This window comes from Stenotrophomonas sp. (assembly GCF_031995405.1).
In the GTDB taxonomy this organism is placed as follows: Bacteria; Pseudomonadota; Gammaproteobacteria; order Xanthomonadales; family Xanthomonadaceae; genus Stenotrophomonas.
In genome coordinates this window covers 1-13030 of the sequence record NZ_DAMAGC010000117.1, presented here as the reverse complement: position 1 = coordinate 13030, position 13030 = coordinate 1, and the positions used below count along the sequence as shown (strand labels likewise).

Below are 13030 nucleotides of genomic sequence, written 5' to 3'. Positions count from 1 at the left end.
GCCAGGGCGATCAATTTGAGGCGGCGCAGTTGTGCGCGGCGCGGGTCGGGGGGCGAGATGGGCGTCATCGCCCCAGTCTACCCATCAGCACATGAGTGTCCGGTAGTGTCGGCCGCTGGCCGGCAACCAGGCACATCGCACCGAAGGGCGGTAGTGCCGGCCGCTGGCCGGCAACCAGGCACGCCGCACCGAAGGTTCATGACGTTGCCGGCCAACGGCCGGCACTACCTCAGGCCTCCGCCAGCTGCTTGCGCAGCGCCGCCAGCTGCTGGCGCAGGGTGTCGTTTTCCAGCGTCAGTGCGATCACGCGCTGGCGCAGCTCGGCCGGGCCTTCGCCCAGCGCACTGAGCGCATCGGCGATCTCGGCCTCGCGGCTGGGGTCGATCTCCATGTCCTCATCGGCGCTGTGCAGCACCTCCTGCACCGGCTTGCGCGGCTTGCGCTTGGCCTCGCGCACGCGCTTGGCCGCCTGCTTCAGCTCGTCCTTGCCGCCGACCGCTGCCGCGCGCTGCTCCTCTTCGGGCAGGTCGGCCACGGCCGCTGCGGCGCTGATCGAGATGACGCCGGTCTTGACCGCTTCCACCAGCTCCGGCGCGGCCTGCTTGTGGATGCGTTCGATCATCGTCACCTGGCTGCTGCTCAGCCGGGCCTCGCGCGCCATGTCGGCGCGGCTCACCTTCGGTGCGGCGGCCCATGGCGGGCTGTCTTCATCGCTGTCGGGGCCGGCCTCGGCGATCTCGCCGTCGCTTTCCTTCTGCAGCTGGGCCTGCTCGATGCGGCGACGCTCGGCGAGGATGTCGCGCTTGCGCAGTGCCAGCACGCCGCGCTGAAAATCGGACACGCTGCGACGGCCCAGGTGCTGCTCGATCATCCACAGGTGCACGTCGTCCATCGACTGGAAGCGCGTGTTCTGCACGGTCTGGAACGGCAACCCGTGCTTCTGGCAGATGCCGAACCGGTTGTGCCCGTCCACCAGCACGTCGCCCCACAGCACCAACGCATCGCGGCAGCCTTCGGCCAGGATGCTGCGCTCCAGCGCGTCGTGCTCGTCGGGGGTCAGGGGATCGATGTAGGCCTTGAGTTCTTCTTTGACGACAATGTCCATGCAATCCGGTACGCGAGCGAAACGTGACCGACCATTGTAAGGATCGCGGCGGCCGCCGTCGTCGCCGGCCGATTCAGGCTCAGCCGGTGGCGCTGATCATGTCGCCCAGGATCTCCACGATGCGGTCGATCTGCGCCTTGTCGATGATCAGCGGCGGCGACAGGGCGATCACATCGCCGGTGCAGCGCACCAGCAGGCCACCGTCGCGGAAGCAGCGCTCGAACACCTCGTAGCCGCGCGCGCCCGGCGCATCCTTGCGTGGCATCAGCTCCACCGCACCGATCAGCCCGAAGTTGCGGATGTCGATCACGTGCGGCAGCCCGCGCAGGCTGTGCAGCGCCGACTGCCAGTACTCGCCCAGCTCGATGGCGCGCTCGAACAGGTGTTCTTCGGCGTAGGTGTCCAGCGTGGCCAGCGCGGCGGCGCAGGCCAGCGGATGGGCCGAATAGGTATAACCATGGAACAGCTCGATCGCCGCCGGCGGACCCTGCATGAAGGCCGCATGCAGCGTGTCCGAAACCAGCGTGGCACCCATCGGCACCGCGCCGTTGGTCAGCCCCTTGGCCAGCGTCATCAGGTCCGGGGTAACCCCGAAGCGTTGCGCGGCAAAGGCGTTGCCGACCCGGCCGAAGCCGGTGATGACCTCATCGAACACCAGCAGGATGCCGTGCTGGTCGCAGATTTCGCGCAGCCGCTGCAGGTAGCCCGGCGCCGGCAGGATCACCCCGGCCGAGCCTGCGATAGGCTCGACGAACACCGCGGCGATGGTGGAGGCATCGTGCAGTGCGATCAGCCGCTCCAGGTCCTCGGCCAGTTCGGCGCCATGCCGGGGAAGGCCGGGACTGAACGCGTTGCGTGACAGGTCCAGGGTATGGCGCAGGAAGTCGCTGCCGGCCAGCAGCGGGCCGAACGTCTTCCGGTTGTTGGGCAGTCCGCCGATCGACATGCCGCCGAAGCCGACCCCGTGATAGGCCTTCTCGCGGCCGATGAAACGGGTGCGCTGGCCCTCGCCGCGCAGCCGGTGGTAGGCCAGCACGATCTTCATCGCGGTATCCACCGCTTCGGAGCCGGAGTTGCTGAAGAACACGTGGTTGAGCGGCGCCGGCGCGAGTGCGGCAAGCCGCTGCGCGAGCACGAACGGCAGCGGCGTGCCCATCTGGAAGGGTGGAGCGAAATCCAGCGTGGCCGCCTGCTGCTGGATCGCCTGCACGATCCGCGGGCGCGCATGGCCGGCGTTGCAGCACCACAGCCCGGCCGCCGCATCCAGCACCGGACGGTTGTCGACATCGTGGTAGTACATGCCTTCGGCGCGGACCAGCAGGCGCGGCGCCGACTTGAACTGACGGTTGGCGCTGAACGGCATCCAGAACGCCTCCAGCGATTCGGGGCGCTGCTGGGACAGGGACGACAACGGGGTGTCGGCACGGCGCATCGGCATCTCCGCAGGGACCGGTTGATCACGACTTTATCGCAGATGCATCACGATGCGCAGTGCGGACGGCGGGTATAAAAGGACGCCCGAACACCGCCCTGGAGTCCCGCATGCGTGCCCACCCCACCCGCGAAGACTGGCAGCGCCAGGCCGATGCACTGGTCGTGCACGGCCAGGCCTTCATTGATGGTCGCTACGTGGATGCCGCCGATGGTGCGCGGTTCGCCTGCATCAGCCCGATCGACGGCCGCGTGCTGGCGCAGGTCGCCGATTGCGCGGCGGCGGACGTGGAGCGGGCGGTGGCGGCTGCCCGGCGCAGTTTCGAGGCCGGGCACTGGTCGCGTGCGGCGCCGGTGCAGCGCAAGCAGGTGCTGCTGCGGCTGGCCGACCTGGTCGAACAGCACGCCGATGAGCTCGCCTTGCTGGAGAGCCTGGACATGGGCAAACCGGTGCGCGACGCACGCCAGGGCGATCTGCCCGGCGCGGTGCGCTGCCTGCGCTGGACCGCCGAGGCCATCGACAAGGTGTACGGCGAGATCGCCCCGACCGCGCTGGATACGCTGGGCCTGGTCAGCCGCGAGCCGATCGGTGTGGTGGCGGCGATCGTGCCGTGGAATTTCCCGCTGCTGATGGCCTGCTGGAAGATTGCCCCCGCATTGGCGGCGGGCAATTCGCTGATCCTCAAGCCGTCCGAGCGCTCGCCACTGAGCGCGATCCGCCTCGCTGCGCTGGTTGCCGAGGCCGGTGTGCCCGAGGGTGTGTTCAACGTGCTACCCGGCCATGGCCAGCGCACCGGTGAGCCGCTGGCCCTGCACATGGACGTGGACGCCCTGGCCTTCACCGGTTCCACCGCCGTGGGCAAGCGCCTGCTGCAATGCGCCGGGCGCTCCAACCTCAAACGCACCTGGCTGGAATGCGGCGGCAAGAGCCCCAACCTGGTGTTCGCCGATGCACCGGACCTGGACAAGGCCGCGCAGGCGGCGGCCACCGGCATCTTCTACAACCAGGGCGAGGTCTGCACGGCGGCCTCGCGGCTGCTGGTCCAGCGCTCCATCCAGGACGAATTCGTGACCCGGGTGCTGGCCCATGCGCGACGCATGCAGCCCGGCCACCCGTTCGATCCGGACGCGGCGATGGGCGCGCTGGTCGACAACGCGCATGCCGAGCACGTGCTGGACTACATCAACCGCGGGCAGGCGGAAGGCGCACGCCTGCTGCTGGGCGGCAAGCGGGTGGAGGTGGTCGCCGGTGGCAGCTATGTGCAGCCGACCGTGTTCGACGAGGTCGATGCCAGCCACACCATCGCGCGCGAAGAGATCTTCGGGCCGGTATTGTCGGTGCTCGGTTTCGACCACGAGGCCGATGCGCTGCGCCTGGCCAACGATTCCAGCTACGGGCTGGCCGCCGGGCTGTGGACCGGCGATCTCGGCCGCGCCCACCGCGTGGCCCGCCAGCTGCGCGCCGGCAGTGTGTGGGTCAACCAGTGGGATGGCGGCGACATGACCGCACCGTTCGGCGGCTACAAGCAGTCCGGCATCGGCCGCGACAAATCGCTGCATGCGTTCGACAAGTACACCGAGCTCAAGGCGACCTGGATTCACCTGGGCGGGTAATGGGCGGGCAAGAAGAGTCAGCAATCCTGGCGCTGGTGGATCAGCGCCTCGCGCAGCAGGTCGCGGTCGCGTTCGTCGACCGCCTGCTGGAAATAGTCGACCTGTGCGGTACTCAGCCGACACGGATCGACGACGTACCCCGGCGGCCACATCTGCAGTGCCTGCGCAATGCCCTGCACGAGCTGCTCGGGGGTCAGTCCGCGCTGCATGCGGAAACGCTTCGGCGGCGGGGCGAAGGCGCGATGTGCATCGCGGCGTCCGATCAGGCGTGGGGCGAAGGTGGCGCTGCCCAGTCCGTCACTGCCTGGACCGAGGCCGGGCACATGCAGGTTCAACGGGCCGGCATCCGGCGGGGCAGTGGACGGCGGCGCTGCGGGAAGGGCCACCGACGCGGCGGGCGGCACTGACGCGGGCGCGGGGCGCGCCGCAGCCGGCGGCCTGGGGGCCCGTAACAATGGCACCGGCAATGGCGCGGGACGCGGCAGCCAACGCACGCTGGGACGGTCTTCCTCGTCGTCCACCCACGTCGCTGGCCCCGGCCCGAGCAGCACGTCCAACATCAGCCCGTGCACCGCGATCACGACCGCGATCGCGCAGGGGTGGCGCCAGCGCAGGCCCGGCGACGACATCCTTGATGATGACATTCCATGTCCATCCTGACGGGATCGACCTGCTCTGACCGCTGCCCGCGCGCGGAGTTCCGCAGCATCGCATCGGCTGGGCAGGCGGTCACAGCCCGACGGTCACGTCTGCAACCATCCGCCGCGCCGGGGTGGGGGCATGGCAGAATCCGGCAGCTGCCCTTTTTCGTGTGCCCGATGTCGACTCCCGCCGCACCTGCCGTCAACTCCCCGCGCCGCATCCTGCTGGCCAGCCTGATCGGCACCACCATCGAGTTCTTCGATTTCTACATCTACGCCACCGCGGCGGTGCTGGTGTTCCCGCACCTGTTCTTCCCGCAGAGCAGCGATGGCGCCGCCCTGCTGCAGTCACTGGCGACCTTCGCGGTGGCCTTCGTGGCGCGTCCGGTGGGCTCGGCGGTGTTCGGTCATTACGGCGACCGGATCGGGCGCAAGGCCACGCTGGTGGCGGCGCTGCTGACGATGGGCGTTTCAACGGTGGCCATCGGCCTGCTGCCCACGCATGCCAGCATCGGCATCCTGGCGCCGGCGTTGCTGGCCCTGTGCCGGTTCGGCCAGGGGCTGGGGCTGGGCGGTGAGTGGGGTGGGGCGGTGCTGCTGGCCACCGAGAACGCGCCGCCGGGCAAACGCGCCTGGTACGGCATGTTCCCGCAGCTCGGCGCGCCGTTGGGCTTCCTGCTCTCGGCCGGCATCTTCCTGCTGCTCGGCCGCCTGATGAGCGATGCCGACTTCCTGCAGTGGGGCTGGCGCATCCCGTTCCTGGCCAGCTCGCTGCTGGTGGCCGTGGGCCTGTGGGTGCGCCTGAACATCCATGAGACCCCGCAGTTCCAGGCGGCGCTGGACCGCAACGAGCGGGTCAAGCTGCCGATGTGGACGGTGATCCGCGAGCATCCCTTCGCGCTGGTGATGGGCACGCTGGGCGCGTTCGCCACCTTCGTGCTGTTCTACCTGATGACCGTGTTCACCCTGGGCTACGGCACCACGGTGCTGCACTACACGCGCTCGGATTTCCTGCTGCTGCAGATGACCAGCATGCTGTTCTTCGCGGCCGGCATCCCGCTGTCGGCGCTGTATGGGGACCGCTGGGGCACGCGCCGCACGATGATCGTCGCCAGCGGCCTGATCCTGGCTTTCGGGGTGCTGTTCGCACCGCTGTTCCGGGCCGGCAGCCCGTGGCTGGTGCTGGGCTTCCTGTCGCTGGGCATGTTCCTGATGGGGCTGACCTACGGCCCGTGCGGCACCTTCCTGGCCGAGATCTACCCGGTGCAGGTGCGTTACACCGGCGCGTCTCTGTCGTTCAACCTGGCCGGCATCCTCGGCGCGGCACCGGCGCCCTACGTGGCTACCTGGCTGGCCGAACGCTTCGGCCTGCTGGCCGTTGGCTATTACCTGTGCCTGACCGCGCTGGTCACCATCCTGGCACTGCTGGCGATGGGCCGCCGCGCCGCGCTTAGCGGAAAAAACGCTTGAGCGTGCGTCCCAGCCAGCTGCCCTGCTGGTGGTCGCGGGCAAACTGGTTCAGGTGCTGCTTGACCTGCGGCGCATAGGCCTTGTCATCGCCGCGGATGTGGTTGAACAGCCAGCGTGACAGCATCGTGCGCAGTTCGTCGGTGACGTCCTCGCCGGACTGGAAGCGCAGCCGATACTCGGACACGCGCTTGCCGAAAATCTCGTGCACGCGCTTGTGCGCCGCGCAGAACGGATAACCGGCTTCTTCCATCAGTTCTTCTTCGAAGGCGAAATGCGACATGGTGTAGTCCACCAGTTCGTCGATCACCTCGGCCACCGCCAGCCGCTGCAGGCTGGTCTGCGCCACGTGCAGGTGGTTGAGCATCTCCACGATCCGCATGTGCTGGTGGTCGATGACGTCGATGCCGATGTTCAGGTCGTCCTGCCAGACCAGAAGTGCCATGGTGCGTTCCCCGTGATGTTCAACTGGAAACGACTCTAGGTGCGGGGCGGCGGCACCGCGTTGATCTCGATCAAGGCGCCAGGGCGGCTTCCCGGGCGGCACTGGCCACGCTGGTGCAGCTGACCTGGTTGCGGCCGCCCGCCTTGGCCAGGTACAGCTGGCGGTCGGCTTCGGAGATCAGCCGGTGCAGCGAGTCGCGCTGCGGGCGCAGGCAGCACAGGCCGATGCTCACGGTCATGCGCAGGGTGGTCTCGCCCACCTTCACCTCCAGCGCGGCAATGCGCTGGCGCAGCAGCTCGAAGTAGCCGCGGGCTTCATCTTCTTCCAGGCCCGGTACCAGCAGGCAGAATTCCTCGCCACCAAAGCGCGCGATCAGGTCTTCCGCGCGCGCGTGCGCGGCCACGGCACCGGCCACCGCGCGCAGTGCATCGTCGCCGGCTTCGTGGCCGTGGGTGTCGTTGATGTGCTTGAAGTGGTCGATGTCGATCATCGCCACCGCCACCCGCTCGCCGTCGTGGTGCAGCTGGGGCAGCTGGCGCTGGCTCTGTTCCAGGAAGCAGCGGCGGTTGGGCAGTCCGGTCAGGAAGTCGCGCGTGGCCAGGTCCTGCAGCGTACCGATCAGCTCCAGCTGGTCCACGTTCTGCGAGACGCGGCAGAAGAATTCCTCGCGCGAAAAGGGCTTGCGCAGGAAGTCGTTGGCGCCGTTCTTGAGGAAGCGCGGGATCAGCGACGGATCGGTATTGCCGGAGATGCCGATCACCGCGACCTTGTCGCGCGAACGCAGCGTGCGCAGCCGGCGGGTGAACTCCACCCCTTCCATGCCGGGCATTTCCTGGTCGACCACCGCCAGCCGGATCGCCGGATGCGCCTCGATCGCCTTGAGCCCCTCGGCGCCATCGGCCGCTTCGTAGACTTCGTGGCCGTACATGCGCAGCAGCGAGGCGGCGTACATCCGCGCCGACATCGAATCGTCCACCACCAGCGCGGCGATGCGCCGGTTGCGCTCCAGCCGCTGCACCAGCCACACCAGGTAGTCGATGCTGCCGGGGGTGTTCTTGAGCACGTAGTCGATGATCTGCTGCTGCAGCACGCGCTTGCGCAGGTCCTCGTCGTATACCCCGCTGACCACCACCGTGGGCAGCCCGCGCGACAGGAAGTACTCCACCACCTTGTCGCGGTCGCCATCGGCCAGCACCAGCCCGGTCAGGACCAGGAACCAGCCCTGTTCCTCATCGAGCAGGCGTCCGGCTTCGGCCAGGCTGGTGGCCACCGACACCGGCAGCTCCAGGCGCTGCTCGATCGCCTCGCGCAGCATGCTGGTGAACGTGCGCGAGTTTTCCACCAGCAGGATCCGCTGGGGCAAGGCATCACCGGGGTCGCTGTCGAAAGCGCCCTGCAACAAAGCCGGCATCTGGCGTACGCTCGATTTCGAGTGGGTCGGCAGGGATAGCGGCAATTTCACCTGCAACTTTAGGGCCGGCTCACCACAGAACATCGCGCAGCTTGTACCAGGACATCGCCACCACCAGCAGCGGCGTACGCATCCATCGCCCGCCCGGAAAACGCGCGTGCGGAATCCGCGCGAAGACATCCAGACGCTGGGCCTGCCCGGCAATGGCCTCGGCGAGCACCGCCCCGGCCAGCCCGGTGGCGGCCACGCCGTGCCCGGAGAAACCCTGCGCGAAATACACGTTGGGCGTGAGCCGGCCCCAGTCCGGCGCCCGGTTGCGGGTGATGTCCACGTACCCCCCCCAGACCTGCTCCATGGCCACATCGGCCAGCTGCGGAAACACCTGGTGCATGCGCCGGGTCATCACCCCGCGCAGGCCCGGCGGGGGCAACGCCGAATAGCTGGCGCGCCCGCCGAACAACAGCCGGTGGTCGGCGCTGAGCCGGAAATAATCCAGCGCCCAGCTGACATCGGCCACGGCCATGTCGTTGCGGATCAACCCGCGCGCGCGCTCGGCGCCCAGCGCCGGGGTCGCCGCGATGTAGGTGCCCACCGGCATGATCCGCGCTTCCAGTTCCGGTGCGATGCCCTGCAGCAGCGCATTGCCGGCGATCACCACGTGGTCGGCGCTGACCGCGCCTTGTGCGGTACGCAGCTGCGGGCGCGCGCCGCGGACCAGCTGCAGCACCGGTGACTGTTCCAGGATCCTCACGCCCAGCGATTCGGCCGCGCGCGCCAGGCCCTGCGCATAGGCCAGCGGGTGCAGATGGCCACTGGCCGCATCGAACATCGCCCCGCTGTAGCGCGGGCTGTCCAGCTGCTCGCGCAGCTGCTGGCGATCCCACCACTGCAGGGGGTAGTCGTAGCGCTCGGCCAGTTCGATCATGCCCGCGCGCAGCGTGCGTTCCTGGCGCGCGCGGATCGGCACGCTGGCATGGCCATCGCGCCAGTCACACTCGATCTGGTAATGCTGCAGCCGCTGGCGCAGCAGCGCCATGCCTTCACGCGAGAAATCGAACAGGTGGCGAGCATCGTCCGCGCCCACCAGGCGTTCGAGCGTGTCCACCTCGCAGCCATAGCCGACGATGGCCTGGCCTCCGTTGCGCCCGGACGCGCCCCAGCCCACCCGCTGCGCCTCCAGCACCACCACGCGGAAACCACGCTCGGCCAGCGACAACGCCGCCGACAGGCCGGTGTAGCCGGCGCCGAGCACGCACACGTCGGTGTCCAGGTTGCCCGCCAGCGGCGCACGCAAGGGCTGGGCCGGCACGCTGTCGGCGTACCAGCTGGCAACGTGGTCCTGGCCGGAATGGCGCGAAAAAACGGAACTCATGGCGACAGCATGCCAGCAACCCGGCCCCGGAACAGCGGCCAGTCTGTCGCAGGCACGCGCGCAGGCATGTGACGGACCGCCGCCGGTTGCGCCCGGTTGCAGCCCGGCGGTAACGTGCAGGCAGGTCATCCGAGCATGACGCATGGTCCCGCCGCCCTGGGTCGGCCTGCCCACCGACAGTACGATGCTGGGCCATCACCGGTTCGCGGTCGCCGGCGAAAAGTACATCCGCGCGCTGTGCCTGGCAGCGGCGGTCACGCCGGTGCTGTTGCCCAGCCTGCAGCCTGCGCTGCCGGCCGAGGATTGGCTGGACCGCCTCGACGGGCTGCTGTTGACCGGCGCGGTGAGCAACATCGAGCCGCAGCACTACGGCGGCGCCCCCAGCTGGCCGGGCAATCTGCACGATCCCGCGCGCGATGCCGCGGCACTATCGCTGCTGCAGGCCGCACTCGCACGCGACCTGCCGGTGCTGGCCATCTGCCGCGGTTTCCAGGAACTCAACGTGGCCCTCGGCGGCACGCTGCACCAACGCGTGCACGCCGTGCCCGGCCTGATGGACCATCGCGAAGATCCCGATGCGCCGGTCGAACACCAGTACGGTCCGGCGCACCCGGTGCGGCTGGTCCAGGGCGGGTGGCTGGCAGACTGGGCCGGCGCCGATGCGGTCACGGTCAATTCGGTGCACGGGCAGGGCGTCGATCGGCTCGCGGCGGGGCTGTGGGTGGAGGCGCGCGCCGATGACGGCCTCATCGAGGCCGCGCGCAGTCCCGCGCACGCCTTCGTGCTCGGAGTACAGTGGCATCCGGAATGGCGTGTCACCGAAAACCCGTTCCATCACCGCATTTTCCGAGCCTTCGGCGATGCTTGTCGCCGTTACTCCCGCAAAGCAGACCGGTCATGACCACCCGAACGCGTTCGCGCAAGTCCCCCCCCTCGTCGCGCAAGGCGGCCACGCCCTCGCGCAAGGCTGCCGCGCCACCGGTGCCCGAGGAGAGCGCGCTGCTGCGCTGGCTCAAGGAGCGGCGCATCACCGAGGTGGAGTGCCTGGTGCCGGACATCACCGGCAATGCGCGCGGCAAGATCATCCCGGCCGACAAGTTCTCCCACGACTACGGCACGCGCCTGCCCGAGGGCATTTTCGCCACCACGGTCACCGGCGAGTTTCCGGACGATTACTACGAACTGACCTCGCCGTCGGATTCGGACATGATCCTGCGCCCGGACCCGGACACCGTGCGGATGGTGCCGTGGGCCACCGACCCGACCGCGCAGGTCATCCACGACTGCTATACCAAGCACGGCGAGCCCCACGAACTGGCCCCGCGCAACGTGCTGCGGCGGGTACTGGACGCCTATGCCGAACTGGGCCTGCGCCCGGTGGTGGCGCCGGAGCTGGAATTCTTCCTGGTGCAGAAGAACACCGACCCGGACTTCCCGCTGCTGCCGCCGGCCGGCCGCTCCGGCCGCCCGGAAACCGCGCGCCAGTCCTATTCCATCGATGCGGTCAACGAGTTCGATCCCATCCTGGATCTGATGTACGACTACTGCGATGCGATGAAGCTGGACGTGGACACGCTCATCCACGAATCCGGCGCGGCGCAGCTTGAGGTCAACTTCACCCACGCCAACGCGATGGATCTGGCCGACCAGGTGTTCCTGTTCAAGCGCACCATGCGCGAATCGGCGATGCGGCACGGGGTATATGCCACCTTCCTGGCCAAGCCGATGGAGAACGAACCCGGCAGTGCCATGCACATCCACCAGAGCCTGTTGCGGATCAGTGACGGCCACAACGTGTTCACCGGCGAGCATGGCGGCGAGGATTTCAGCCCGTTGTTCGGCCATTACCTGGCCGGGCTGCAGAAATACGTGCCGATGGCGATGGCGTTTTTCGCCCCGAACGTGAATTCCTACCGCCGCCTGGTGTTCGGCGAAGTCTCGCCCAGCAACGTGCACTGGGGCTTCGACAACCGCACCTGCGGCCTGCGCGTGCCGCTGGATACCCCGGAAAACATGCGGGTGGAGAGCCGGTTCGCCGGCTCGGACGCCAACCCCTACCTGGCCATGGCCGCCACCCTGGCCGCCGGCCTGCTCGGCATCCGCGAGCAGGGCTCGCCGACCGCGCCGATCAGCGGCAGCGCCAAGGAACTGGGCTACGACCTGCCGCGTTCGCTGGGCGAGGCGCTGGACGGGCTGGAAGGCTGCCCGGAACTGCGCGAGATGCTGGGCGAACGCTTCTGCCGCGCCTATGTGTCGGTCAAGCGCAAGGAATACGAGACCTTCTTCCGGGTGATCAGCTCGTGGGAGCGCGAGTTCCTGCTGCTCAACGTCTGAGCCGGCCGCCACCGCCAGATCCGGCATGGCCGTGAGGGCCGTGTGCTGGGAAAATACGGGCATGCCCGTTAGGCTGGCACCCGTCGTACCGGTCTGGCCGGTTCCCCCATCTCGCACCTGACCTGTGGAGAGTCCGATGAAGCTGCGAATCCTCACCCTCGGCATTGCCGTATCCGTGCTCAGCGCCTGTGGCGGCGGCAAGCCGGACGACAGCAAGGTGCTGAACGTCTACAACTACAGTGACTACATCGCCGAAGACACCATCCCCAACTTCGTGAAGGCCACCGGCGCCAAGGTCACCTACGATGTGTTCGACAGCGACGAAATGGTGGAAACCAAGCTGCTGGCCGGCAACAGCGGCTACGACGTGGTGGTGCCGACGCTGAATTTCTTCGGCCGCCAGATCAAGGCCGGCGTGTTCCTGCCGCTGGACAAGAGCAAGATCCCGAACCTGGCCAACCTCGACCCGGACGTGATGAAGCGCATCGCGCAGCAGGACCCGGGCAACCAGTACGGTGTGCCGTACATGATCGGCACCACCGGCATCGGCTACAACGTGGAACTGCTCAAACAGCGTTTCGGCGGCAGTACCGACATCGCCAACAGCTGGGACCTGATCTTCAAGCCCGAAAACATCGCCAAGATGAAGGACTGCGGGATCACCATCCTGGACACGCCTTCGGACATGATCCCGATCGCGCTGCACTACCTGGGCGAAGATCCGCACAGCCAGGACCCGGCCACGCTGGAAAAGGCCGCCGCGCTGCTCAAGGGCATCCGTCCTTACGTGCAGAACTTCCACTCCTCCCAGTACGTGGGCTCGCTGGCCAATGGCGGCACCTGCCTGGTGGTGGGCTGGTCGGGCGACATCATCCAGGCCCGTGACCGCGCGGCGGAGGCCAACAACGGCGTGACCGTGGCCTACTCGATCCCGCGCGAAGGCGCCCCGCAGTGGTTCGACATGCTGGCCATCCCCAAGGATGCCAAGCACCCGGAGGAAGCGTATGCCTTCATCAACTACCTGCTCGAACCGAAGGTGGCCGCGGCCAACACCAACTTCATCCATTACGCCAACCCGGTGAGCAAGGCCACCGCGCTGGTGGACGAGGCGATCCGCACCGATCCGACCATCTACCCGCCGGCCGACGTGGCCGCCAAGATGTTCACTTACTCGATCAACACGCCGGAGACCGACAAGCTCTACACCCGG

The 13030-nt window shown here is 68.1% G+C and carries 11 protein-coding genes; 5 read left to right on the top strand and 6 right to left on the bottom strand.

Annotated features, from left to right (window positions below; all coding sequences use genetic code 11):
* Window positions 1-229 precede the first annotated feature (229 nt).
* On the bottom strand, window positions 230-1105 hold the full coding sequence (locus tag RTO53_RS16380) for a plasmid replication/partition related protein (RefSeq protein ID WP_312238798.1): 876 nt from the start codon (window positions 1103-1105) through the stop codon (window positions 230-232).
* Between the two features lie 79 nt (window positions 1106-1184).
* Complete coding sequence (locus RTO53_RS16375; protein ID WP_312238797.1) at window positions 1185-2537, bottom strand: aspartate aminotransferase family protein; 1353 nt, start codon at window positions 2535-2537, stop codon at window positions 1185-1187.
* A gap of 110 nt (window positions 2538-2647) precedes the next feature.
* Here RTO53_RS16375 and RTO53_RS16370 point away from each other — a divergent pair, with 110 nt between their 5' ends.
* Window positions 2648-4150: an aldehyde dehydrogenase gene (locus tag RTO53_RS16370; protein WP_312238796.1), complete on the top strand. Its 1503-nt coding sequence runs from the start codon at window positions 2648-2650 to the stop codon at window positions 4148-4150.
* 17 nt (window positions 4151-4167) lie between these two features.
* On the opposite strand, the gene RTO53_RS16365 is transcribed toward RTO53_RS16370, so the two are convergent.
* Window positions 4168-4794 (bottom strand): hypothetical protein, encoded by a 627-nt coding sequence (locus tag RTO53_RS16365; protein WP_312238795.1) that lies wholly within the window; start codon window positions 4792-4794, stop codon window positions 4168-4170.
* Between the two features lie 174 nt (window positions 4795-4968).
* Here RTO53_RS16365 and RTO53_RS16360 point away from each other — a divergent pair, with 174 nt between their 5' ends.
* Complete coding sequence (locus RTO53_RS16360; protein WP_312238794.1) at window positions 4969-6261, top strand: MFS transporter; 1293 nt, start codon at window positions 4969-4971, stop codon at window positions 6259-6261.
* Here the strand turns inward: RTO53_RS16360 and RTO53_RS16355 are convergent.
* From RTO53_RS16355 to RTO53_RS16345, 3 genes are all read right to left on the bottom strand, one after another.
* Window positions 6242-6703, bottom strand: coding sequence for a bacteriohemerythrin (locus tag RTO53_RS16355; protein WP_312238793.1), 462 nt, complete (start codon window positions 6701-6703; stop codon window positions 6242-6244). The genes RTO53_RS16360 and RTO53_RS16355 overlap by 20 nt on opposite strands.
* 70 nt (window positions 6704-6773) lie before the next feature.
* Window positions 6774-8114, bottom strand: a complete 1341-nt coding sequence (locus RTO53_RS16350) for a diguanylate cyclase (RefSeq protein ID WP_312238792.1) — start codon at window positions 8112-8114, stop codon at window positions 6774-6776.
* Window positions 8115-8184: 70 nt separating this feature from the next.
* Window positions 8185-9486, bottom strand: coding sequence for an FAD-binding oxidoreductase (locus RTO53_RS16345; protein ID WP_312238791.1), 1302 nt, complete (start codon window positions 9484-9486; stop codon window positions 8185-8187).
* Window positions 9487-9628: 142 nt separating this feature from the next.
* Here RTO53_RS16345 and RTO53_RS16340 point away from each other — a divergent pair, with 142 nt between their 5' ends.
* The 3 genes from RTO53_RS16340 to RTO53_RS16330 form a co-directional block, all read left to right on the top strand.
* The gene (locus RTO53_RS16340; RefSeq protein ID WP_312238790.1) at window positions 9629-10387 is read left to right on the top strand and encodes a gamma-glutamyl-gamma-aminobutyrate hydrolase family protein; all 759 of its coding nucleotides are present in this window, start codon (window positions 9629-9631) and stop codon (window positions 10385-10387) included.
* The gene (locus RTO53_RS16335) at window positions 10384-11820 is read left to right on the top strand and encodes a glutamine synthetase family protein (protein WP_312238789.1); all 1437 of its coding nucleotides are present in this window, start codon (window positions 10384-10386) and stop codon (window positions 11818-11820) included. Before RTO53_RS16340 ends, RTO53_RS16335 begins: the two co-directional genes overlap by 4 nt.
* 136 nt (window positions 11821-11956) lie before the next feature.
* On the top strand, window positions 11957-13030 hold a 1074-nt coding region (locus RTO53_RS16330), incomplete at its 3' end, for a polyamine ABC transporter substrate-binding protein (RefSeq protein ID WP_312238788.1).

Bases quoted from the DNA above. Each gene is read 5' to 3' on its own strand.
- RTO53_RS16355 (WP_312238793.1), bottom strand. From the start codon at position 6,703: ATGGCACTTCTGGTCTGGCAGGACGACCTGAACATCGGCATCGACGTC.
- RTO53_RS16360 (WP_312238794.1), top strand. From the start codon at position 4,969: ATGTCGACTCCCGCCGCACCTGCCGTCAACTCCCCGCGCCGCATCCTG.
- RTO53_RS16365 (WP_312238795.1), bottom strand. From the start codon at position 4,794: ATGTCATCATCAAGGATGTCGTCGCCGGGCCTGCGCTGGCGCCACCCC.
- RTO53_RS16335 (WP_312238789.1), top strand. From the start codon at position 10,384: ATGACCACCCGAACGCGTTCGCGCAAGTCCCCCCCCTCGTCGCGCAAG.
- RTO53_RS16345 (WP_312238791.1), bottom strand. From the start codon at position 9,486: ATGAGTTCCGTTTTTTCGCGCCATTCCGGCCAGGACCACGTTGCCAGC.
- RTO53_RS16340 (WP_312238790.1), top strand. From the start codon at position 9,629: ATGGTCCCGCCGCCCTGGGTCGGCCTGCCCACCGACAGTACGATGCTG.
- RTO53_RS16380 (WP_312238798.1), bottom strand. From the start codon at position 1,105: ATGGACATTGTCGTCAAAGAAGAACTCAAGGCCTACATCGATCCCCTG.
- RTO53_RS16370 (WP_312238796.1), top strand. From the start codon at position 2,648: ATGCGTGCCCACCCCACCCGCGAAGACTGGCAGCGCCAGGCCGATGCA.
- RTO53_RS16350 (WP_312238792.1), bottom strand. From the start codon at position 8,114: ATGCCGGCTTTGTTGCAGGGCGCTTTCGACAGCGACCCCGGTGATGCC.
- RTO53_RS16375 (WP_312238797.1), bottom strand. From the start codon at position 2,537: ATGCGCCGTGCCGACACCCCGTTGTCGTCCCTGTCCCAGCAGCGCCCC.